The sequence below is a fragment of the Arthrobacter sp. 01T419 genome (assembly GCF_056398865.1).
On record NZ_JBFTQF010000007.1, the window covers coordinates 1 to 22,441 of the forward strand.

Here is a 22,441-nt window from a genome sequence, read left to right on the forward strand (position 1 = left end):
CCCACTGAAGCCGAATGGGAGTACTCCGCCCGCGGCGGGCTCGCCGGGAAACGCTACGCCTGGGGCGATGAGCTCACGCCGGAGGGCGAACACCGCTGCAACATCTGGCAAGGCACCTTCCCCACCCTGAACACGGAAGAGGACGGCCACTTGGGCGCCGCCGCCGTGAAATCATTCCCGCCCAACGGCTACGGACTCTACGAAGTGGCCGGGAACGTGTGGGAATGGTGCGCGGACTGGTTCCTGCCCAAGTACTACCGCAACTCCCCCGCCCACAACCCCCAAGGCCCCACGATCGGCGCTGGCCGGGTCATGCGCGGCGGCTCCTACCTCTGCCACGATTCCTACTGCAACCGCTATCGCGTCGCCGCCAGAACCTCCAACACCCCCGAATCCTCAAGCGGTAACTGCGGCTTCCGCACGGTGGCAACAAGGTGACCGACTGAGCCCCTCGCACGATACTGCGCGCGGAATGGGAGGGGGCTTCTTGGAGAATCCGCCAAGCAGCCGCATCACACACGGCTAGTGCGCTTCGCTCGCCATGACGGGCAGATCTTCAATCCCGAGCGCGATCGCCTGTTGCCGTCGTTTACGCATCGAGGGAGCCGCGAGGGAGCCGATTATCGCGAGGACGGCCACGGCGGCGCAGACCCAGAAGCCGATCGTGAATGCATCGTTCGTCAGCAGGCCTCTCGGTGTGCTGTGCGAAGAGATCAACGCCGCGATGATCGCCGTGCCGACACTGCTTCGAATGGTACGGGCGATGGTATTCGCCCTGATCGCTTCTCCGGTTTGGGTGGCCGGGACGCTTTCGATGATGGCGTTCGAGGTTGCAGCGAGTGCCATGCCGATGCCTGCGCCCGTAAGCATTCCAGAAGCGACGATCTGCCAGAGCTCGCCGTGGGCGATCGCGGGGAGAATAAAAGCCGCAGTGACCCGCTTCGAACGCAGAACTAGCGGTCTGCCGGCTCTCCCCTGCTCGCAACGATCAGGCTTCCCCCTTGACAGAAACCTGAGCTTAGTCATAATTGATTGTGATCATATTAGTCCTTTCAAGTCCAGGGAGTGCCGTACAGACCGCTGCACGCGGAAAGGGCTCCCGAGACATATCGCTGCACCAAGGAACCAACTACTAACGAACACCTCCAGAAGGAGCATCACAGCATGCGGGCATTCGTCGTCACCAAGTACAAGGAGCCGCTGCGCGAAGCGGAGGTTGCTGAGCCGACCGTCGGCGAGAGCGACGTGCTCGTGCAGGTTCAAGCGGCAGGCCTGAACCAGTTGGACGAGAAGATCCGGCTGGGCGAGTTTAAGCAAATCCTCCCCTACAAGCTCCAGCTGATCCTCGGCAATGACGTGGCCGGCACCGTCCTGCAGGTCGGGGCTAAGGTGCGCGGGTTCAAGCCCGGTGATGAGGTTTACGGCCGCCCCGATAAGGACCGCATCGGCACGTTCGCGGAGCGCATCGCCGTCGCCGAGGATGACCTTGCGTTGAAGCCTGCATCGGCCAGCATGGAGGAGGCCGGCTCGCTGCCGCTGGTGGCGCTGACCGCATGGCAGGCCCTCGTTGAGCGGGGCAACGTGCGCCCCGGACAGAAGGTTCTCATTCACGCGGGAGCCGGTGGGGTCGGCTCTATCGCCGTCCAGCTCGCCAAACACCTCGGCGCGACCGTTGCAACCACCGCGAGCGGCTCGAACGCCGGCTTCGTGCGCGACCTCGGAGCCGACATCGTGATCGACTACCGCACCCAGGACTTCGAGCAACTCCTCAGCGGCTACGACCTCGTGCTCGACAGCCTCGGCGGGGAGAACCTTGAGAAGTCACTGCGCATCCTCAAACCCGGTGGCAAGACCATCGGTATCTCCGGACCGCCGGATCCGGCGTTCGCCCGCGAAGCCGGGCTGAATCCTGCGCTTCGCCTGGCAATCACTGTACTCAGCACTAAGATTCGCCGGCATGCCAGGAAGCTCGGCGTCAGCTATGAGTTCCTCTTCATGCGCGCCAGCGGCGACCAACTGCGCCAGATCGCATCGCTGGTCGACGACGGCGTGCTGCGCCCCGTCGTAGGGAAGGTCTTCAGCTTCGACCAGACCCGAGAGGCGCTGCAGTACCTGGCCGAGGGCGGCATCCGCGGCAAAGCAGTGGTCGCCCTGAGCAACTGAACCGCCACCTTTTCCACCTCACGAACCACGCAGGAGAACAACCGTCATGGACAACACCGGCACCCCGCACGACTCTGTCGTTACCTCGTACGCGATAGCACCTACCAAAGCCATCACAGCCGAAGGTGTCACCTACGCCTACCGGGAGCTGGGGCCGAAGGGCGGCATCCCCGTCGTGTTCTTCGTGCACCTAGCCGCCACATTGGATAACTGGGATCCCCGGATCATTGACCCCATCGCGAAGAACCGCCACGTCATCACCTTCGACCAGCCCGGTGTCGGCGCTTCCACCGGGCAAGTTCCCCGCAACATCGAGGCAATGGCCGACGACTCCTACACCTTCATCAAGGCCCTCGGGTTCGACAAAATCGATGTCTTCTCCTTCTCATTGGGGGGCATGATCGCCCAGGACCTGGCCCTCAAACATCCCGACCTTGTCCGCAAGCTCGTGCTCACCGGAACCGGCCCGCGCGGCGGCAAGGATATCGACAAAGTCGTCGGCACCACCTACTGGGACATCCTCCGCGCAATCCTGACAAGGTCCGATCCCAAGGAGTTCCTGTTCTTCAACCGCAACACCACCGGCAAACCCGCAGCGAAAGCGTTCATCAAGCGCCTCCAGGAGCGCAGCGCCGACCGTGACAAGCCGATCAGCACCCACGCATTCCAAACGCAGTTGAAGGCAATCCAGGCCTTCGGCCGCTCCGCCCCGTCAGACCTGTCCACACTCACGCACCCCACCCTCATCGCCAACGGCGACAACGACCGCATGGTGCCATCCGTCCTCTCCGAAGACCTGCACCGGCGCATCCAAGGATCCGAGCTGATCATCTACCCCGACTCCGGCCACGGCGGCATCTTCCAGCACCACGCCACATTCACTCCGGCCGTCGTCGACTTCTTGGCCACCTGACCAGAAATGCCGCTCGCGGAGGACTACACTCCTAACTGAGCCCAGTCAGTTATCTCGAGAAGAGAGAGGAGCCTGCATGCCTGTCGCATCCCAGCCGCTTGGACGGCGTGAGCGGAACAAGCAGCAGAAGCTGGACCGCATCACCGCCGCAGCCAGCGAGCTGTTCGCCAAGCACGGCGTGGAGGATGTCACCACCCAGCAGATCGCCGATAAGGCTGACATCGGCACCGGAACCCTGTTCCTCTACGCCAAGACCAAGGGAGAACTCCTCCTGCTCGTGCAGAACGCCCACTACGCCGAAGCGCTCGAGCGGGGCCGGGCCGATGCTGAAACCATCCCGAATGCACTGGATGCAGTGCTGTCCATCGTGCGGCCGATCGTGGAGTGCAACCGTGTCCAGGTCGATAACGGACGCACTTATCTGCGGGAAATGGTCTTCGGCGACCCGGCCGAGCCGCAACACAGCCATGCTCTCTCCATCGTCGCTCAGACCGAGGAAGCCATCGCCGCCGTCCTGGGCCGCGATGAACTTCTCAATGCCGATGATGCCGCAACAACCGCACGCATCGTCTCGGCGATCATGTTCCTCAGCATGGCAGTGAATGCAAATCCCGCTCTTCGCACCGAGGACATTGTGCAGGACATCAGGACCCAGATCCGCCTGCTCCTGCCCCGCTGACATGAACCTTCAGCTATCGCCGCCAGGCTTGCCGCATGTCAGCCGGAACTACACCCCAACCTGAAGTCAGGCAGGTAGCCGAAAGGCTGTCCGAATAGGGTCCGATTCGGCACTTCTAGCAATGGCTCCAGGGGATTCTCAGATCCCAACCTGACAGTAGTGTCTACTAAGACTTGCGAGGACACCGAGATCGAGCCCCGTTGCGAGACATAACAACGAGACGTTTCATCAGACGGTAGTGATGGGGGCCGCCCATGTCTTGGTTCGACGTCCTTCAACCCTCAGTTTGCCGGACAAACTCCGTACGCCCAAGACCCGCCGCGTGATGCGCCGGCTATCTCCGGTCATCCTCGCCTGCTAGCAAGCCCATGGCCGTTGATGAGCAGGCTTAGGCAGTCACCCAGATAGCCGCGCGTCCAGACTCGGACCGGCCATGACGGATCAACCAAACCAAGACCGCCCGGGAAGAAGGTCCGGATCCCACACACCTGCGCTCTGTCAACGGATCGGACGCCATAACCGCAGATACCTCCTGAGACATTCCCACTGAACCCGAAACGTCCTACGACATCCACGGCCTGGCCGAAAGGTCAAGCCGTCTGCAACAGAGAACTGCAGGAAGCGGCAACGGAAAGGGACCAAAATGAAGGCCCAAAAGCTGCCCGTGCACAAAAGTGTGCACAGTAATGATGAAATTGGTTGTGTTGCGGTGTGGCTCCAAGTGTGCCTGACGCCCGAAATAGCCAGTTCAAAGCATCGACAGCCACTGGCCGCATCTCCCCATTTCACGGCGGCACCGGATTGATCATGAGGGCCACGTCCGGTCTGGAGTTGAGTCATTGACAACTGCGGCCCCGGGGTCCAATATCGGCTCCAAAGATGGGGGGTGCGGATGCCACAAGGATCACTGGGCAAGAGCGGAGCCGCCCAAGACCCGAGTCCGCTGGGCGCCCTAGCGGATCGCATACGGGGCAAATTGCTGACGCCCCGGCACCCGGACTACGACCGCAGCCGCCGCGTATTCAACGCCATGATCGACCGCCGTCCGGCAGCCGTCCTCCGCTGCGCCGGGGCAGCGGACATCATCCAAGGCGTGCGCTTCGCCCGCGCACAACAATTACCGCTCTCGATCCACAGCGGCGGACACAGCGTCTCTGGGGCGTCCGTGTGCGAAGGCGGGCTGATGCTCGACCTCTCCCCCCTGAAAGGCATACGGGTGGACCCTGCCCGCCGAGTAGCCCAAGCACAAACTGGGCTGCTGCTCCGTGAATTCGACCACGAGACCCAGGCATTTGGGTTGGCCACCACTTTGGGCGTCGTCTCGGTCACCGGCATCGCCGGCCTTACCCTCGGTGGGGGTCTGGGCTGGCTGAACGGCAAATACGGTCTCGCCTGCGACAACGTGCTCGCAGCAGATGTCGTAACCGCAGACGGGGACTTCCTCACGGCAAGCCCTACCGAAAACGAAGACCTCTACTGGGCCCTGCGCGGAGGCGGCGGAAACTTCGGCGTCGTCACCTCACTGACATACCAACTCCACCCGGTCAGCACTGTGCTCGCCGGCGCGCTGGTCTTCCCACCCGAGCAGGCCAAGGCAGCGCTGCGCTTCTACTACGAATTTTCCAGCCGCGCGCCTGATGAACTGTCCACCAGCGCCTCCGTGGGCCGGGACCCAGAGGGCCGGCCCCTCGTTTCCATAACAGCGTGCTACTGCGGCCAACTCAGCGAGGGAGAGCACACTCTCCAACCACTACGGGACTTCGGCAACCCCATCAATGGAGAAATTAGCTCACTGCCCTATCTGGCGTTCCAGTGCTCGCGCGACGGCGGCGCTCCCGGCGGGCGCCAGCACTACTGGAAATCAAGCTATCTCAAGGACGTCACCGATAGTGCCATCGAGGTGATGCTGGAGTTCGCAGCAACCAGCCCGTCTCTCTATACGGGCATCGGATTACAGCAGATGACCGGAGTGGCCAGCCGGGTGGACCCGCGGGCAACCGCATTTGCCCACCGAGATCGTCAGTACGACTTCCTGATCCTGTCCCAGTGGGGGGATCCGGCCGACACCGACAGGAATATCGCCTGGACTCGCCGCTGTTTCGAGGCGATGAGCCCCCATCTCAAGGAAGCAGTGTACGTGAACAACCTTGGTGGCATGGAGCAAGAGCGCGTACGGGCCGCCTACGGGGTGAACTACGACCGGCTGACGATCGTGAAAGCCCACTACGACCCCGAGAACGTCTTCCGCCTCAACCACAACATTGCCCCCGCCGCGCCGTGAGGCCGCTGCCCAAACCCGGCACCGCATTTCAACTAAACCACCAGACGGGCCACGACCAGGACCCGCCTAGGCCCAATGCAGTTGCGTGAACGCCTGTCTTCGGTTGAAATGCGCAAACCCTGGCCGGGCAGCGAACCGCTCCCACAAGATCGGGCAGAAGTCATGTAGAACGGTCCTGCCCCCGCCCATGAAGAAGCAAGACCACAGACCACTCCCCCAAACAAGGAGAATGCGGCAGAGGACAACAAAAACGACCCCCCAAGGGCCCACAAAAAAAGCTGATTTGTGCACGCTCAGAGGACCATAGGCCCCTGACCTGCGAAAACACTGTGCCCGAGGTGGGACTCGAAGGCGATTCCTGGCCTTGGAAACACTGGGAAGTGGCGGAAACAAGCGGAATCGGGGCCAGTCCGACGGCAGTACCGGCCAGTCCGGGGTGGAAAGTGTGGACATTGTTCACACTTCTTTTTTGCTCGATCGCCACCGACGAAAAGGGGACCCAAGCTGCTCTGCACAGTCGGAGCGGCACCAGCAAAAGGGGAGCCGCCACACACTGGAGATCGCCTGCTAAGGCTCAGCCTTTTAGCCCGCTTGGAGCCTCCTGCCGGGATGAGGCGGCGGCCCCTGGGGCACGACTCACACCCATCCGTCGAACGAACCAAAATCCGACCACACCCTACCCGGCAGAACGATGAAACATCCAACACGACGGCGGCACCTCCTTCCTTGTTAACATGGCGGAGAAGACCACGAGCATCATGACAAGACCTTCCGACCGACCCGACGACAGAACATCGGTATCGGCCAGCAAGTGGGACGAGTAGAAAGACGGAAGAGAACCCGTCTCGGCATGCTTTTGCGCGTTTTCCCATGTCAGGGGCCCCAAGAAGACTCTGCACCTTCGCAGCACTTCATCGAACACCCACGACCAATCACCTTGGACTCGCAAACATTTTTTCTACCCTGCGTAGAATTGATACGTGCGCAGACACCCTACCCTCCTGGGAGGTCCGCGGCGTCCCGGGAGGAACCCGGCGCCGATGCGCCACTGCTCCGTGCATCAGGGCTATTGGCCGCTGATTACTCACACTCGTTGGAGGAGAGGGGGACGGTCCCACGCACCCGCTGGGGCTAGGCACAACCGTCCGGCCGAGCCAGCCCGATGAGCGTGTGGTCACCCCGGATGGTCAGCAATGCAGCCTTCACAGCTTTAGAAAGGCCACTTCCGGTGCAGTAGACTCTGCCGGGTTTGAACGCGAAAAGAACCATTTGGAGGAATACCTACGGTTCCGAATAGCGGATTCCGACAGGTGTCCGCCCCGATCTGCATCAAGCAAGTATCCCTATCAAGTTCCGGATGTGAGCTCCGGGCAACCCAGGCTTTGGCCTGACGGGAACGAAGTTGGTGTAGCTCGAGGCGGCCTGACGAGGCCACCCCTATGCACCCACTTCAGACGGCTCATCTCGGCCTGCCGTGACATTCCACGGGTGGGCATCAACCGTTTTGGGACGCCGAGGATCTTGAACCGCTATCTCGTTGGGTCCTCGCGCCATCCACGGTTCCGCTGGTCGGCCTTTCGCATTTCGATGGGCAGCCGTAAAAGCCTCTTCCACTCCGCGAAATCGTCCATGGTTTCTCTAGCGTTTGGGCGGACATGACCAGTCAGGTCAGAGTTGGATGCCGGTGTATTTGGTTTCCTGGTAGGCCTCGAGGCCTTCGATTCCCCCTTCGCGCCCGAGGCCTGATTGTTTGGTCCCGCCGAAGGGTGCGGCCGGGTTGCTGATGAGTCCGCGGTTGATTCCTGTCATGCCGGCATCAATCGCGTCGGCGACGCGCAGTGCCCGCCCAAGGTCCTGAGTGAAGATGTAGGAGGCCAGGCCATAAGGGGTGGCGTTCGCTTCGACGATGGCTTCTTCTTCGGTGTCGAAGGTGTAGATGGCTGCGACGGGGCCGAAGATTTCTTCTTCCCTGATGTTGGCGTTGGTTGGAATGTTGGTCAGGACGGTGGGTTGGTAGTAGTAGCCGGGGCCGTCGATGACCTGGCCGCCGGTGAGGCAGGTTGCTCCCTTGGCGACGGCGTCGGTGACGAGGTTGTGGACGGTTGCGCGTTGCTTGTCATCGATCAGTGGTCCTAGGCCGGTGCTGGGTTCGTGGCCGTTGCCTACGTTGACGGCGGCGAGGCGTTCCGTGAAGCGTTTGGTGAACTCGGGCGCGATGCCGGCCTGGACATAGATCCGGTTGGCTGCGACGCAGGACTGGCCGCCATTGCGGAGCTTGGCGAGGTAGGCGCCTTCGATGGCGGTATCGAGGTCGGCGTCGTCGAAAACAATCAATGGCGCGTTCCCGCCGAGTTCCATGGAGGTGTTCATGACGTTCTGCGCGGCTTGGGCCAGGAGTACCCGGCCGACTTCGGTGGAGCCGGTGAAGGAGATCTTTCGGGTCCGTTCGTCGCTCATGATGCCGCCGATCAGATCCCGGGAGTTGCTCGTCGCGACGACGTTCATCACACCGGCGGGCACGCCTGCTTCCTGGAGGACCTGGGCGAGTAGCAGGGACGTCAGTGGGGTCTGGGCGGCAGGCTTGAGGATGGTGGTGCAGCCGGCGGCCAAGGCCGGTGCGATCTTGCGGGCGCCCATGGCAAGGGGGAAGTTCCATGGGGTGATCAGCAGGGAGGGGCCCACCGGGCGTTTGGACACTGCCATGTGGTAGTTGGAGCCCGGTTCGACGCCGAACTGGCCTTCGGTGTGGATCCGTCCGGCGGATTCTGCGAACCAGCGGAAGAAGCCTGCGCCGTAGTCGACTTCGGATTGGGCTTCTGCCCAGGGCTTGCCCATCTCATCCACGATCAGGCGGGCGAATTCGTCGCGGCGGTCGATGATGCCCTGATAGGTGCGGGCAAGGATGTCGGCGCGGTCCCTTGCCGGTGTTGCTGCCCAAGCGTCCTGGGCGGCGCAGGCGGCATCCAGTGCCGCCGCTCCGTCTTGGACGGAGCCGTCGGAAACGTGCGCGATCGCTTCGCCGGTGGCAGGGTTGATGACCGGCAGCGTGGCTCCTGTGCCGGATGGTATCCATTTCCCGCCGATGAACAGCCGGGTTTCGGTGAGGTCCAGTGTGGCTCCAGTACTCATGGGCGTTGCTCCAGTTTCAGGCTTTGTTGGGAAGGGTGCGGGACCCGGCGGTTGACCGGGCCCCGCTGTTTTTGTGGATCATGCGCTGCTAGAAGGCGGTGTATCCGCCGTCTACCGGGAGCGTCGCTCCGGTGATGTAGGACGCTTCCTTGGATGCGAGGAAGAGGATGGCGTCGGCGATTTCCTCGGGGGTGGCGAGGCGTTGGAGCGGGATTTGGCCCTCGCGCTGCCGGCGGTAGGCCTCGGGATCGGGCGTGCGCTGAATTGATGCTTCGATGACTGGCGTGATGGTTAGCCCGGGAGCGACAACGTTGACGCGGATGTTCTGTGGGGCCCACTCGATCGCGGCACCCTTGGCCAGCATGATGAGGCCGCCCTTCGCTGCGGAGTACAGGACTTGATCTGCCATGCCGACCATGCCGAGCCGTGAGCTGACGAGCACGAACGAGCCTCCCGCCGCGGGCATCAGTGGTGCGAAATGCTTCATCACCAGGAAGGCGCTGAGCAGGTTGCTGTTGAGCACGTTCTTCGCGTCCTCGTGCGCCATCTCCGTGAGCGGGCCGGTGACCTGCAAGCCGTGGTTAATAACGACGACGTCGACGGTGCCGAAGGATTCGGCGGCCTGCCGGGCGAGGCTTTCGACGAAGGCCTCGTCGTTAAGGTCTCCCGGGACGTACAGGTCATCTGGCTGGGCCGTATCAAGTTGCTCCCTTCGGCCAGTGAGCAGCAGCCGGGCACCTTCGCGGCGGAAGTGGGCACTCACCGCCTCGCCGATTCCGCTGCTGGCGCCGGTCACCACGGCGGTGGTCTTGTCTAGTCTCAAGTCAGGCACTCCATCGTGAGGTTGATTGTTGGCTGTCGGGTTGGGACGAAAGTCCTCAGGCGGTCAGTTGAGGAATCCGCGGGCGTCCACAGGCCACCGTTCCAGGGTGGTTCCGGTGCTGTCGGTGACGATGTACTCCTCGAAATTGACCACCACCGGGCAGACGTGGTTGGGCACCACGGGAAGCACGGTCCCGACGCGGGGGTGGAATCCGTCCCCGGGCAGGGGAAGGAAGCCGTGGTACTCATTGAGCTTGGACAACACGGCCGTAGTGCCGGCAATGCCGCCGTACCCGATCTCGGGGCTGCCTTCGCGACCGAGGGCTTTGGTGCCGATATCGAGCAGGACCTGCTCCGGGACCCAGCCGCTGACCACTGTGCCGGCGAGGAACAGCGCGATCTGGTCCTCAGTGCAGGCGCCGAGCCTGGTGTTGTTGAGGTCGTTGAAGACGTACTCGCCGGGCCTGATCTCGGTGATGACGCTGTTGGTGGCGAATTCCACAGTGGGTGTGGAGCCGGCGCTGACCACCTCTGCGGTCACGCCAGCTGCGCTGAGGCTCCGTACCGCGGTGATGAGTGCGGCGTCCTGGTCCTCGGCGGCTCGCTTGCGCGCGTCCGGTCCGGCACTGCCATGGCCAGGATAGGTGAAGACGCCCGCCGGGATCAGGCCACGCTTGCGGGCGGCGAGGGCGAGGTCGCCGGCAGCCTCGGGAGCGGCCCCGGAACGGCGCGCACCACAATCGACCTCGATCACCACCTGCAGCAGCTCCGCTTCTGATCCCATCGCATCGGCCAAGGCATCGATCGCCGCCACATTGTCGACTCCGACCCGGAGCCGGGTTGTCTCGGCCAGCTCGCGGATCCGTGGGCCTTTGGTTCCAGCCGGCCAGATCGGGTAGGCGATGAAGACGTTGTCGAACCCGGCCGCGGCGAAGACCTCTGCCTCACCGACGTTGCCTGCAGTGATTCCGACCGCACCCGCTTTGAGCTGGCGCCGGCCGATTTCCACGCATTTGTGGGTTTTGACGTGTGGCCTGACGTCGAGGTTCTGCTGGGTTGCGAAGGCCTGCATCCGGTCGATATTGTCCTGCATCACGTCGGACAGCACGATGGGTGAGGGCGTGTCGATCCGATCGACGAGAGCCTCGAGTGCTTGCTGAATGCGGTTCACGCAGTGCTCCTTATGGTTCATGCCCTCGCCTCCGTGCAGACCATCTGAATCTCGACCGGGCTCCTGCGCGGCAGCCCGGCTACACCGATCGCAGTACGGGCGTGCCGTCCGTTTTCACCCAGTACCCCGATGAGCAAGTCACTGGCTGCATTGGCCACCTGCGACTGCAGACCGAAGTCCGGTGTACTGGCCACAAAAACGAGCATCTGCACGATGCGGACCTTGTCCAGGTCGCCCACCGCTTGGACGGCGGCAGCAAGTGCGTTAAGCGCGGCGTGGCGGGCAAGCTCCTGCGCTGTTTCAAGCTCCACATCGTGGCCGACGATGCCGGTGCCCAGGAGTTCGCCGTCTTTGTACGGCAGTTGGCCTGAGATGTGAATACTGGAGTCCACCGACCGGTGATGCAGGTAGTACGGGTTGTCAGCGAGGCTGGGCAACTTCAAGCCGAGAGCCTGGAGCCGGTGCGATGGCGAGCCGGACACACCGTTGGCGACCAGCCCGACTCGAGAATCAGTGGGGGCAAAGGGAAGGCTCATATCAACGCTTTCACTGGTTGTGGGAAGAGGATTGTCCGGCCGCGGCAGCCTGCATGCTATGGACGCTCATGAACCGTTCCGGACGTACGAAATCCAAGCCATCGAACGTCTGTAATCCGAGCGCTTCGCGGGCGGCGATCTCGCCATATCCGGTGGCCATTTTGAAGCCCCCGCCGGAGAACCCGGTTGCGCAGTAGACCCTGCTACCGGCGTCGAGGCGGCCGAGCAGCGGGTTGCGGTCGGTCGTGAAGAGGTCCGGGAACGCGTCCGAGCGGACGATGTTTGGATACAGGCCGGGGAAGAACTCGCTCACCGTCTCGGTCGTCTCGGCAATCTCTGCCGGAGTAAGTTCCCTCGGAACCGCACTGGGGTTCCCGGTAGGCGTTGGCCGGAAATTCAGGGTTGCCTTGACGGTGACCCCATCAACTGCGGGCGCACCATACATGGACCGGTCTCCGGAGAGCCGCACGAAGACAGGAAACCGCTCTGGGGAGAAGAGCGCGGGATTTTTGGCGACGAACCACGTGAGGAAGACCCTGTTCGGTTGGGTGTGCGCTTGGAGCGACTCCGGCATGAGCTTCTGCGACCAGCCGCCGGAGGCGACGATGACGTTCTCGAACGTCCAGGACTTGTCCCCGGAGGTCACCACTACACCGTCTACGGTTTCCCGGATCCCGTCTACCGGGGTGTTGGTGAGCACTGTCGCACCGTTGGCCTGGGCTGCGGAGACCGCAGCCGTGACGGCCCGATCCGTCCTGAGTGCGCCGCCGTTGGGGTCGAACACACCGATGTCATCGGCACGCAGGTTGTGCTGCGGATACCGCTCGGCCATCTCCGTCCGGGAGAGGATCTGGTGCGCTACGCCGGTCGCCCGCGCCGACTCGAGCAGCTGCGGGATGTACGCCCCGTTCGCCGTACCAATGTAGATTCCGCCGCAGCGCAGGAGGATGTCCTGTCCGGTTTCGTCCTCAAGCTCGGCCCAGAGACGTTGGGAGCTCTGCAGGATGGGATTGAAGCCCGGGTTTAGGTTGAGCATGCGGAACAGGCGGGTGTCTCCGCCAACGGCACTGCGTCCGTGCGCAGGGAGCTGCGCTTCGAATCCGACCACGGAATCGGATAGCCGGGAGGCCTGCCAGAGGGCCATACTGCCAATGGTGCCGAGGCCGATGACGGCCAACTTTCCATCTGTCATTTCAGAGCACTTTCTCGAGGAAGGACTGGGTGCGGGACTCTTGGGGGTTGCGGAGCACTTCGCGGGCGTCGCCGCGTTCGACGACGTAGCCGTCGTCCATGAAGATCAGGGAATCGGCCACTTCGCGGGCGAAGCCCATCTCGTGGGTGACCACCACCATGGTCATGCCCTTCTTGGCGAGCTCCTTCATAACGGTCAGGACTTCACCGACCTTTTCGGGGTCCAGTGCAGATGTCGGCTCGTCGAAGAGCATGATTTCCGGATCCATGGCCAGGGACCTCGCGATCGCGACGCGTTGCTGCTGCCCGCCGGAGAGTTCGGCCGGGTAGCGGTCCCCGAAAGCGCCGAGGCCCACGCTTGTCAACAGTTCCTGGGCGCGTTTGGCTGATTCCTTCTTGTCCGCGCGCTTGACCAGGACCGGTCCGGACATGACGTTCTCCCGGGCGGTCATGTTTGGAAACAGGTTGAAGGACTGGAAGACCATGCCAACCCTGGTGCGCTGCTGGGCCAGTTTCTTCGCAGGCAGGGCGTGGTAGGCCTTGTCGGTTTCGTAGTAGCCGAAGTCCTCGCCGTTGACTTTCAGAATTCCGGAATCCACGGTCTCCAAGCCGTTGATGCAGCGCAGGATGGTGGACTTTCCCGAGCCGCTGGGGCCGATGATGCAGCAGATCTCTCCGCTGGCAATCTCCAGGTCGATGTCCTTCAGGACTGTCTTGGGTCCAAAGGACTTTCGGATTTTCCGGGCAAGGATAGTGCCGTCGGTGCTCATCGCGCGATACCTTCCGGGTCGGTCAGCACAACGGATTTCGACTTCCGCGGAAGCCGGGCTGTTGCGCGGGAGTAGTTCTGTTCGAGCTTGGACTGCGGGTAGCTCAGCAGCAGGGTCATGACCAGGTACCACAGGCTCGCCACGATGAGCAGCGGGATGGTCTCAAAGGTGCGCGCGTAGATCAACTGGGTGCTCTGCAGAAGCTCGGCCACGCCGAGGACGCTAACCAGCGAGGTTTCCTTGAACATTCCGATGAACTGATTGCCGGTCGCCGGGATGATGGACGGCATGGCCTGAGGGATGATGACCTTGCGCATCCTCATGGACGCGCTCATTCCGAGCGAGTCGGCGGCCTCAAGCTGGCCCTTGCCTACTGCGGAGAAGCCGCCGCGGATGATCTCGGCCATGTACGCGGCCTGGTTGAGGGTCAAGCCCACAAGCGCTGCGGTGATCGGGCCCATGATCGTGTTGACGTCGATGGCGGTGCTGATGTCGGTGAACGGGATCCCGATGCTCAGGTTCGGGTAAAGGGCGGAGATGTTGAACCAGAAGATCAGCTGCACCAGCACTGGGGTGCCACGGAACAATGTGATGTAGAGCCCGGCTGTCATGGAGACCGGCTTCACGTGCGAAGCCCGCATGATCGCGAGGGCAAGCCCGAGCAAGGTTCCCAGGGCCATGCTCGCAACCGTGAGGAAGATCGTGAGCATGAGCCCGCGCAGGATCGTCTCAGCGAAGAAGTACTTCCCGACGATCTCCCACTTGAAGTTGGAGTTTGTGAGGACCGAGGTGAGGATCCCGACGCCGACGAGGATGCTAAGGATCCACCCCGCGTATTCCGATCGGGTCCGAAGCCGAAGCCGTGGCTTGAGGGCTGCATCTACGCTTCCCATGGCAACTTTGTTTCCTTTGCTGATAGCCGTTGTCATTCAGGCACCTGCTAGTTCAGCTTGGCGTCGGTAATGGCCCCAAACTCCAGGCCCCAGGTTTTGAGGGACTCCTTGTACTCCGGGTCCGCAAGGATCGACTGGACTGCTGCCTGAATGGCGGGGGTCAGGGGCGACCCCTTCTTCAGCGCAACTGCCGTGATTCCGGTTCCGCCGACGTTCAGCGGAGGGGTGAGCATCTGGAAGGAGCCCGGCTGCTGCGTCTGCGCCCAGGCGAGTGCCGTGGTGTCGTAGAGGATGCCGTCGATGCGCTTGGAGTGCAGCTGGACCAGGGCTTCCTGGATGTTGGGCAGCGTCACGGCATTGATTGCGGGCTGTCCCTTGGAGGTGCAGGTCATCTCGTTCAGGGCTGGAAGGCGCAGCAGCTGACCGGTTGAGCCCTGGGTGACGGCAATGCTCTTCCCACATAGGGTCTCGTTGGTGAGTTTCTGCGGATTTCCGGCGGTCACCCCAATGGAGCTGCCGGCCTTGAAGTAGTCGATCATGTCCACGACCTTGAGCCGGTCCTCGGTCTTGGCCATGGTCGAAACCGTGAAGTCGAAGCGGCCACCGTCAAGGCCCGGAATGATGGTGTCGAACTTCGTGTCCTCGAACTTCACCTTGACGCCAAGCTTCTTGGCAATAAGCCGGGTGATATCCGGGTTGAGGCCGATCGGGGTTTTGTTGTCCTCGGCGAGGAAGACGGTCGGCGGGTAGTGCAGGTCCGCGGCCACCGTGAGCTCACCTTTGTCCTTGTACGACTTCGGCAGGAGGCTCACAGCCTTCGGATCGGGCTGGACACCCTCAGAGATGTCCCTGAGGCCCAGTTCAGTGGGGCTGGCCGAAGGTTCACTACCGGCGGCGCTGCCGCACGCGCTCAAGCCAATGAGGAGGGCCAGTGAGGCCACAGCGGCGTGGACCTTGTTTTGTGTCTTCATGGTGTTTTCCTTGGAATTTATTTTGGTTGGGGATGGTGCGGTTACAGAAAAAGCCGTGTAGTGGTGCCAGATGGATGTAGTTAATGGCTGGGACGGGCCTTGCGTCACCTCACGGGTTCGCCGTCGAGGTCTGGACGGTAAGGAACCGGTCGGGGCTCAGGAGCGGGATCGTGCTGTCACTGGCACCGTGAAGGGCGTAGTCCGCGGCGATTTCGCCGAGCGCCGGCGCAAGCTTGAACCCATGACCGGACAGGCCCGTGAGGACAGTGATGCGGTCCTCGCCGCCAAGCCGCCCAACGATCCCGTGCCCGTCCTGGGTGTAGCCCTCCATGTAGGCGGCCACACGGACAGGATCCGGATAGAGTGCCGGGAAGGAATCGGCCACGAGTTGCCTGAATGCCTTCATTTCGTCGATAGGGACCGTCCGGTCGAGGGCGTCAGGGTCATCGACCAGACGGTTGACGGTGCCGGACAGGCCTAGTTTCAGCCCGTTCCCGTCCATCGCGGGCAGTCCATAAAACTCTTCGGGCGTTGTGCGTATGAAGCATGGGAAGTTGGCCGGATCAAATGCTCCGCGTTCCTTCGTGACGAACCACGCCGATACCGCCTTGCGAACCTGCACGAGTGGCGCGAGTTCGGGAAGCAGCTTGGCAGCCCAGGGGCCGGTGGTGATCACAACGTGGTCGTATCGCTCGCTCCGGCCATGGGCGCTGACCCAGACCCCGCCCTCCTTGACTTCGACCCCTTCAACTGGGCTGTAGGTGCGGAGTTGGGCGCCCAGCGACATGGCCCGGTAGGCGGCCTTCAGCACCGCGAGCTCAGGGCGAAGATAGCCAGCCTCACGGTCCAGGACAACGGCGTCGCCCTCGTGGAACGGATGATGCGGCCAGCGGGTGCGCGCCTCGTCGAGCGGAATGATGGAGGCGTCCACCCCGAACTTGTCGATGGAGTCACTGACGTTGGCCATCTGCGATGATGCCTCCCCCAGCATGAGATTGCCGGCAAGGGTAAGGAGATTGGTGCCTGTCTCGCCCTCGAGCTGTTGCCACAGTGCCTTGGCGGTGCGAAGCAATGGCACGTATTCGGGGTCTTCGAAGTAGGCGGTGCGGAAGATACGGGACTCGCCCGCGTGGGCGCTGCGGTCGTGGGCGATTCCGAACTGCTCGTAACCGACTACCTCCATGCCCCGTGAAGCCAGGCGCCAGGCAGACATGCTGCCTGCCGTTCCGAGACCGATGACGGCCACTCGCTTCTTGGTGGTGCTCACTCTGAAACCTCCTGGGTTAGAACCATAAGGAGTCCGTCTGCGGCGATCGCGGGACTCGTGGTGATGATCATGGGTATTCCGGCGTGCGTTGCCTTGACTTTGTGGATGACGTCGCCGAAGAGGTCACTGACCTGTCCGAGAAGCTCCCCCTTGGAAACAGGCTTGCCAAGTTCGACGCTCGGTTGCCACCAACCGCCCACCGGCGAATGAATCCAGCTCCAGCCTTGGTCGTGCTCCGCCTGGCCAGGGGTCTGCTCAACGTCATAGGGGAGCATTCCCAGGGTCGCCGCCACATTCCGCAGGCCCCTGACATGAATGGCGACAGCCTTGCGATCGATGATGCCGCCGCCTCCTGCCTCAGCGGTGATCGCCGGGACACCGGCATCCGCGGCCGCAGAACTCGTGGTGCCGGTGGTAACCCGTGAGGCGGCAGGCTGCCTGATCACGTGCTGTGTTCCGTACGCCACCGCGATCCGCCGTGCAGCCTCACCCACCGGTGACTCGTCGTAGATAACTACCGGCTCGATAGCTTCCGGTACGTCTCCGGAATGAAGGTCGACGACGAAGTCGGCTTCCCGGATGAAGCGTTCGAACACATGGTGTGCCAGTACGTCCGAAAAGCTGCCGTTCGGGTCGCCAGGAAAGCACCTGTTCAGATTCTTGCCGTCCATTGGAACGATGAAGGGCGTCCGGCTCAGGTAAGCCGGGAGGTTTACCACGGGAACCGCGGTGATGATCCCCCTCAGTTCCGCAGGATTGACCTCTGCAACAAACTCCCGCAGAGCAGCCATGGCCGCATACTCACAGCCATGGACGCCCGCGAGCATCGTCAGCCGCGGCCCGGGCTCCCCGCCATGGATCTCGATGTACGGCAGATCCAAACCGCCGCCAGGGAGAGCAGCGATGTGGAAGTGGCCGCGAACCACGGCCTCTTGGCTTCTGAAGTCATCATGCATTTTGATGTCCTATCCGACCATAGTGTCCGACAATCGTGTCCGACATGATTGTTTGATACTATCGTTTGGTGATCTAGTGTCAAGGCCCACTCCAAAGCGCGGGTGGCTGCCATTAGCCGATAGGGGTGTGAGCGCAATGGAGAGTCAACCTACCTCTGAGCCAGCAAGGACGTCTCTCGCGAGAACGCTTGCGCCTCGGGTTGCGGAGCGAACAACGCTCGTGGATCAAGTGGCGCACCGAATCAGGAGGGAAATCATCCTGGGAACCCTCGATCCGGGTCGGCATCTCGTAGAAAAGAGGCTCGCTGAAGATCTGTCTGTGAGCCGCGGCACAGTCCGCGAGGCCCTGACGCGCCTTGCCGCAACCGGGCTCGTCGAATTCTCGCCGGGTTCAGGTAACCGGGTTCGATACTTCAGCGACGGCGACATCGCCGAGATCGGGGAAGTCTTCGCAGCCCTCGAAGGACGAGCTGCCATGCACGCCGTGCTTCCGCCGTCCGAAAGCGTTGAGAAAGAACTGAGGCGCATCGCCGAACGCATGCGGGGGCTTCGTCTGCCAGAGGACGTAGACGATCTCATGAGGTTGGACCGCGAGTTCCACGGAACGCTGATGAATCAGCAGCCAAAGGCCAAACTGGTGGAGGCATGGCAGAGCCTGGAGTCGCTTCTCGCCGTCATGATGGTGCCGATAATGCGGCGCGGCGTGGGAACCGCCGACAGCCAGGCGGACAGGCATCTGCTGCTGGTCGACGCCGCAATGAGCGGAGAGCCCGAACTGCTCATCAAGGGTCTCGAACAGCACTACTACCAGGAGTAACAGCAGATCGGCCACGCCGTGGCCTCGTATTTCTTTGCGGCACCGAACCAGAATGCTCACCGCTCGAAAGTGGTTGATCGAGACCTGGCCTAAAAGTAGTGGGCTGCTATCTGACGACTCTTTGGATCAGGTAAGGAACCGGTCGGGCGTGGTGCTGCGCACTCGCCCGCGTCACGTTGCCGTCGTTCGCCTCAGCCACGAGGGCACCGGATCCGAACTCGAACCGCAACCTCTGGCGGGCCAAGTCCCCGCCGCGGCTCAGCAATCAAACGGTAGCTCTAGAGACATTTCCCGGGAGCGCCACCAAAAACTGGAGTGAGATTTCGGATCCCTTCCCTAGAATTTCCCACTTTTCTTCCAGGACGAATCACGTCAGAGACAGAATGTCAGGAGTCCCTGACTGCATCGACGAGACGATAACTAGTGAGTTGGAGGCGGATGCGCGTTTCGCTGCCGATGCCATCGCCGCCCGGATCGGAATCACCCGGAGAATGCGCAGCCCGAATCGCATGGTTGGTATGCGTTTCGCCCTCTCCGGGTCCGAGGATCTTTGTGCTCCCCGTCATAATGAGAGCTTGTCTTCTCCGGCGGAAGGTACGGGCGCTGAGTCGGCGGTTACGTCGTTCAGCCACTCCAGCGCTTTGGGCCAATACGAATGATCGGGCTGCAGGACGAACATGTGGTCGCCCCCCTGAACTTCCCGAAGTTCAACATTGTCCCCCACCCCGGCGGCTCTGGAGACGTATGCCTTGCTGTGGCTCAAGGGGACCCGGACATCATCCGAGCCGTGGACGACCAATTGGGGAACACGGATCGGTGCCTGCTCCAAAGGCGAAGCTTCTTCAAAGACTTTCTTGGTAAGACCAGCCTTTTCGAGGAAGACCGGCGTCGCTCCCTCTCCCAGTCCTTCAGCCGCGCAGCGGGCGACATCCGTGATCGGGGCGAGCGCAACGACAGCAGCCAGTCGCGCTGTCTTGGCCGCGAGCAGGGCCAGGTGTCCGCCGGCGGAATGTCCAATGACCGCAATGGATGACGGGTTTACCCGCAGCGGCTCTGAGGTCAGGTGGTGAATGGCTGCCAGGACGTCGTCCAATGTCCCAGGCCAACCGCCGTCGTCGCCATCGATCCTTCGATACTCTACGTTCCAAACCAAATACCCCCTCTGATGCAGATCAGCAGCCAGCTCATCCATCAGATGCAGGTCGTGTTTAGCACGCCACCAGCCACCATGGAGCAGCACGACAGCACTGTCCTGTGACCAGTTCTCGGGAAACCAGGCTTCGACAAACTGAGAAGGATGCTTTCCGTAGTTAATGACTTGCTTTGTCATTGCCACGCCCCATGGAGGACGCTGCGAACCACGGTTTCGGGGTTCTGAACGGTGTGCGCAAACGCCTTGGCACCTTGCGACCAAGGGAACTGGTCAGTGATAACTGATGCCGGATCAACCACGCCCTCCTGGACCAAGCGTACCGCCTCGGAGTACATGCCTGGGCCTCCCTTGATTCCCAGCACCGACAGCTCTTTGAGCAAGATGCTCGCTGGCGACGGGGAATGCGGCCCACGGCCCACGATGGCAACAACGGAACCCGGGGCTGCTATCCGTTCGGCGAGGTCGACGCCCGCGCCGGCCGCGGATGTCTCGATCACCAGTATCGGGCCGCCTTTAAGTGTCTCGATGTCCTCAGCTTCCGCCGGATCGAACATCTTCACGCCAAGGGAGCTGCCCAGGTCCCGGCGTCGCTTCTGGGGCTCGAAGACAACGCAATCCCATCCAAAGTGCTGGGATACCTGTGCCTGCAGGATGCCCAACGGGCCTCCACCAATGATGGCGGCGGCCCCCTGGCCGGGCATTAAGGGCGCCACCCGGCGAAGTGTGTGAAGGGCCACGGCGACGGGCTCCAAGACGGTGGCCGCCAGGTCTGATACCGCGTCCGGCAGCGGAATGAGTTGGGCCGCCGGAAGCTGTACATATTCAGCGGCCAAACCTGGGCCGAGCATGCCGAGGTATCCGCCGTCCGCGCAGAGCTGCACCTTGCCTTGCCGGCACATCGCGCATTTCCCGCATCGGACGACGGGGTCAACGGCAACGCGTTGGCCCTCTTGGAGATCGACTCCAGGCCCTACCGATTGGATGATTCCGGCTCCGTCATGCCCCGTTACCCATGGATACATGGATCCCCGACCGGAGTAGATGTGAAGGTCTGTGCCGCACAGGCCCAGAGCGACCATGCGGACAACGACTTGACCGGGGCCGGGCTGACCTAGGTCAGGGCGTACGACAGTATCCATCTCATAGGGTGCTGTCAGCTCAAGAACACGGCCACCGAGGCTGATGGCTGCAGCACTCATGAGATGCCGTACTTGCCCGGCGCGATGGTTCCCTTGGGATCCAGTGCCGCCTTAATTTGATGCGTGACCTGCTGCAGTACCGGCAGACGGGCCATGGCCCGTTCCTGCCAGTCAGTCGGGGTTCGTCCGATGGGGTAGCCGATCTCGTCGTATGCTTCGACCAAGGCAGCATAGGCGGCGTTCATGCGGGCTACCTCATCAGCGTCCTGACGGTTGAAGATGATGAGGTGCAGGCCGCGTGCTGCCCTGGTGCTGCAAACGAACTCGACGAAGTACTCAAACCCGTGCTCGGCAAGGACGCGGCGTGAGGTTTCGTGCTGAAGCTCAGCAGCTTCGCCGATCATAGGTGTGGCGGGCAGGAACCAGGTCGCGCCACCGCCAGGGCGCCAGTTGAGCATGTCGACTTCACTGTCTGTGGGTTCACCACTGTAGGTGTCGAGATGGATCTTGTAGATGGGGTTATCCAGCATTTCCTTGTGGGAAATGTAGGTGGCCTTACCTGATGCCTCGAAAACGGCGCGGATCCTACCGAGCGTGGGCTGCAGCGCCTCCTCGGAAGGCCCATACAGGGCGCCGGACACGAGCCACGCTCCGGTGCCATGCTTTTCCTGCAGTTCCCGGCGGATGGCATCCGGCAGTGGCACCTGACCGTCGGTGCGGTTATAAGGGTAGGTATCCTCCGTAGCGAAGCCGTAACCGCCGGAGGTCACCTTGATGAGGGTAGGAACCACCGAGTTGAGCTTCAGCGGGCGCACCATTTCAAAGATCTCGGAAAGGTCCTCGTCCTCCGCGAAGGAGAAAGCAAATCCCACAATGACCGGCGGGCGTGGCATCAGCCAGACAGCAGTCTGCGTGACAATGCCGAAGTTGGATTGAGTGAAGATGCCGTCCAGGAGCGGTCCGAACCCCGACTTATTAGTAAAGCGGCTATTGGAATTGGGAAGGGACCCGTCTCCGGTGTTGAAGATTTCCCCGTTGGGCAGAACTACTTCCATCCCGCAGAGCGTGCCGAAGTGATCGAAGTGAGGGGTGTAGCCGGCACCGCGGTCGAGGGCATTGCCGATGATGCTGCCATCGGGCGGACCGGAGGTTCCGCTGATCATGAACTTGTCGCCGAGTTCGGCCATTTTTGCCCGAAGCTGTCGGAAGGTTACTCCCGGTTCGATGACGGCGTAGCCGAGTCGTTCATCAACTTCCAGGATGCGGTTCATCCGTTTGCCCAGGTGCATAACCACCTGGCCTTCCCGGACTGGGGAAAACTCTCCCATGCCCCAGTTATGGCCCGTGCTGGTCGGCCACAAAGACACTCCATGCTCGGCGGCCAGGCGAACAATGGTGGAAACGTCTTCAGTGGAAGAAGGAAAAACAATCCCATCGGTTTGACGGTCTCCGCCAGGGAGCCGGTTGCTGCTGTATGAGGCGCGGCCAGCATCCGAAACGTCAACGGCATCTTGACCAAGGATCTGGGAGACTGCCTCAAAGAACTTTTCTGACATTAGAAGAAACTCCTGTTTGAAGGGTTTTTTGTTT

At 62.1% G+C, this 22,441-nt stretch carries 20 protein-coding genes; 6 read left to right on the forward strand and 14 right to left on the reverse strand.

All coding sequences use genetic code 11. The features are described from left to right. A partial coding sequence (locus AC1DLO_RS12295) for a formylglycine-generating enzyme family protein (RefSeq protein ID WP_476890145.1) occupies positions 1-438 on the forward strand: 438 nt, incomplete at its 5' end. An 84-nt stretch (positions 439-522) separates the two neighbouring features. Here AC1DLO_RS12295 and AC1DLO_RS12300 read toward each other — a convergent pair. Further along, a complete protein-coding gene (locus tag AC1DLO_RS12300) occupies positions 523-846 on the reverse strand; it encodes a hypothetical protein (protein WP_476890146.1) in 324 nt (107 codons plus the stop codon). Positions 847-1,164: 318 nt separating this feature from the next. Here AC1DLO_RS12300 and AC1DLO_RS12305 point away from each other — a divergent pair, with 318 nt between their 5' ends. From AC1DLO_RS12305 to AC1DLO_RS12320, 4 genes are all read left to right on the forward strand, one after another. Then, positions 1,165-2,163, forward strand: coding sequence for an NADP-dependent oxidoreductase (locus AC1DLO_RS12305; RefSeq protein ID WP_476890147.1), 999 nt, complete (start codon positions 1,165-1,167; stop codon positions 2,161-2,163). A 46-nt stretch (positions 2,164-2,209) separates the two neighbouring features. After that, complete coding sequence (locus AC1DLO_RS12310; RefSeq protein WP_476890148.1) at positions 2,210-3,076, forward strand: alpha/beta fold hydrolase; 867 nt, start codon at positions 2,210-2,212, stop codon at positions 3,074-3,076. 76 nt (positions 3,077-3,152) lie between these two features. After that, positions 3,153-3,755: a TetR/AcrR family transcriptional regulator gene (locus tag AC1DLO_RS12315; protein ID WP_476890149.1), complete on the forward strand. Its 603-nt coding sequence runs from the start codon at positions 3,153-3,155 to the stop codon at positions 3,753-3,755. Positions 3,756-4,647: 892 nt separating this feature from the next. Next, positions 4,648-6,036, forward strand: a complete 1,389-nt coding sequence (locus tag AC1DLO_RS12320) for an FAD-binding oxidoreductase (protein WP_476890150.1) — start codon at positions 4,648-4,650, stop codon at positions 6,034-6,036. Between the two features lie 1,668 nt (positions 6,037-7,704). Here AC1DLO_RS12320 and AC1DLO_RS12325 read toward each other — a convergent pair. The 10 genes from AC1DLO_RS12325 to AC1DLO_RS12370 form a co-directional block, all read right to left on the reverse strand. Continuing rightward, positions 7,705-9,165, reverse strand: a complete 1,461-nt coding sequence (locus AC1DLO_RS12325; protein ID WP_441437317.1) for an NAD-dependent succinate-semialdehyde dehydrogenase — start codon at positions 9,163-9,165, stop codon at positions 7,705-7,707. Positions 9,166-9,253: 88 nt separating this feature from the next. Beyond that, complete coding sequence (locus AC1DLO_RS12330; RefSeq protein ID WP_441437318.1) at positions 9,254-9,988, reverse strand: SDR family NAD(P)-dependent oxidoreductase; 735 nt, start codon at positions 9,986-9,988, stop codon at positions 9,254-9,256. A gap of 63 nt (positions 9,989-10,051) precedes the next feature. Further along, complete coding sequence (locus AC1DLO_RS12335) at positions 10,052-11,158, reverse strand: alanine racemase (protein WP_441437319.1); 1,107 nt, start codon at positions 11,156-11,158, stop codon at positions 10,052-10,054. 17 nt (positions 11,159-11,175) lie between these two features. Continuing rightward, positions 11,176-11,694 carry a RidA family protein gene (locus AC1DLO_RS12340; RefSeq protein WP_441437320.1) on the reverse strand — a complete coding sequence of 173 codons (519 nt, stop codon included), beginning with the start codon at positions 11,692-11,694 and terminating at the stop codon, positions 11,176-11,178. A 10-nt stretch (positions 11,695-11,704) separates the two neighbouring features. Beyond that, entirely contained in the window at positions 11,705-12,886 is a 1,182-nt protein-coding gene (locus tag AC1DLO_RS12345) for an FAD-dependent oxidoreductase (RefSeq protein WP_441437321.1), read from the reverse strand. Between the two features lies 1 nt (position 12,887). Beyond that, a complete protein-coding gene (locus tag AC1DLO_RS12350; protein ID WP_441437322.1) occupies positions 12,888-13,655 on the reverse strand; it encodes an amino acid ABC transporter ATP-binding protein in 768 nt (255 codons plus the stop codon). Next, complete coding sequence (locus AC1DLO_RS12355; protein WP_441437323.1) at positions 13,652-14,548, reverse strand: amino acid ABC transporter permease; 897 nt, start codon at positions 14,546-14,548, stop codon at positions 13,652-13,654. The genes AC1DLO_RS12350 and AC1DLO_RS12355 overlap by 4 nt, the downstream gene beginning before the upstream one ends. 47 nt (positions 14,549-14,595) lie before the next feature. Further along, complete coding sequence (locus AC1DLO_RS12360; RefSeq protein ID WP_441437324.1) at positions 14,596-15,519, reverse strand: ABC transporter substrate-binding protein; 924 nt, start codon at positions 15,517-15,519, stop codon at positions 14,596-14,598. 109 nt (positions 15,520-15,628) lie between these two features. After that, positions 15,629-16,786, reverse strand: coding sequence for an N-methyl-L-tryptophan oxidase (gene solA / locus AC1DLO_RS12365; RefSeq protein ID WP_441437325.1), 1,158 nt, complete (start codon positions 16,784-16,786; stop codon positions 15,629-15,631). Continuing rightward, positions 16,783-17,742 (reverse strand): succinylglutamate desuccinylase/aspartoacylase family protein, encoded by a 960-nt coding sequence (locus tag AC1DLO_RS12370; RefSeq protein ID WP_476890151.1) that lies wholly within the window; start codon positions 17,740-17,742, stop codon positions 16,783-16,785. Before AC1DLO_RS12370 ends, solA begins: the two co-directional genes overlap by 4 nt. A 136-nt stretch (positions 17,743-17,878) precedes the next feature. On the opposite strand from AC1DLO_RS12370, the gene AC1DLO_RS12375 reads away from it, so the two are divergent. Further along, on the forward strand, positions 17,879-18,559 hold the full coding sequence (locus tag AC1DLO_RS12375) for a GntR family transcriptional regulator (RefSeq protein ID WP_441437327.1): 681 nt from the start codon (positions 17,879-17,881) through the stop codon (positions 18,557-18,559). 562 nt (positions 18,560-19,121) lie between these two features. On the opposite strand, the gene AC1DLO_RS12380 is transcribed toward AC1DLO_RS12375, so the two are convergent. Genes AC1DLO_RS12380 through AC1DLO_RS12390 form a run of 3 tightly spaced genes read right to left on the reverse strand, consistent with a single transcriptional unit; the run spans position 19,122 to position 22,407 of the window. Further along, entirely contained in the window at positions 19,122-19,889 is a 768-nt protein-coding gene (locus AC1DLO_RS12380) for an alpha/beta hydrolase family protein (protein ID WP_441437328.1), read from the reverse strand. Next, the gene (locus tag AC1DLO_RS12385; protein ID WP_441437329.1) at positions 19,886-20,911 is read right to left on the reverse strand and encodes a zinc-dependent alcohol dehydrogenase; all 1,026 of its coding nucleotides are present in this window, start codon (positions 20,909-20,911) and stop codon (positions 19,886-19,888) included. Before AC1DLO_RS12385 ends, AC1DLO_RS12380 begins: the two co-directional genes overlap by 4 nt. After that, complete coding sequence (locus AC1DLO_RS12390; RefSeq protein ID WP_441437330.1) at positions 20,908-22,407, reverse strand: FAD-binding oxidoreductase; 1,500 nt, start codon at positions 22,405-22,407, stop codon at positions 20,908-20,910. Before AC1DLO_RS12390 ends, AC1DLO_RS12385 begins: the two co-directional genes overlap by 4 nt. Positions 22,408-22,441 lie beyond the last annotated feature (34 nt).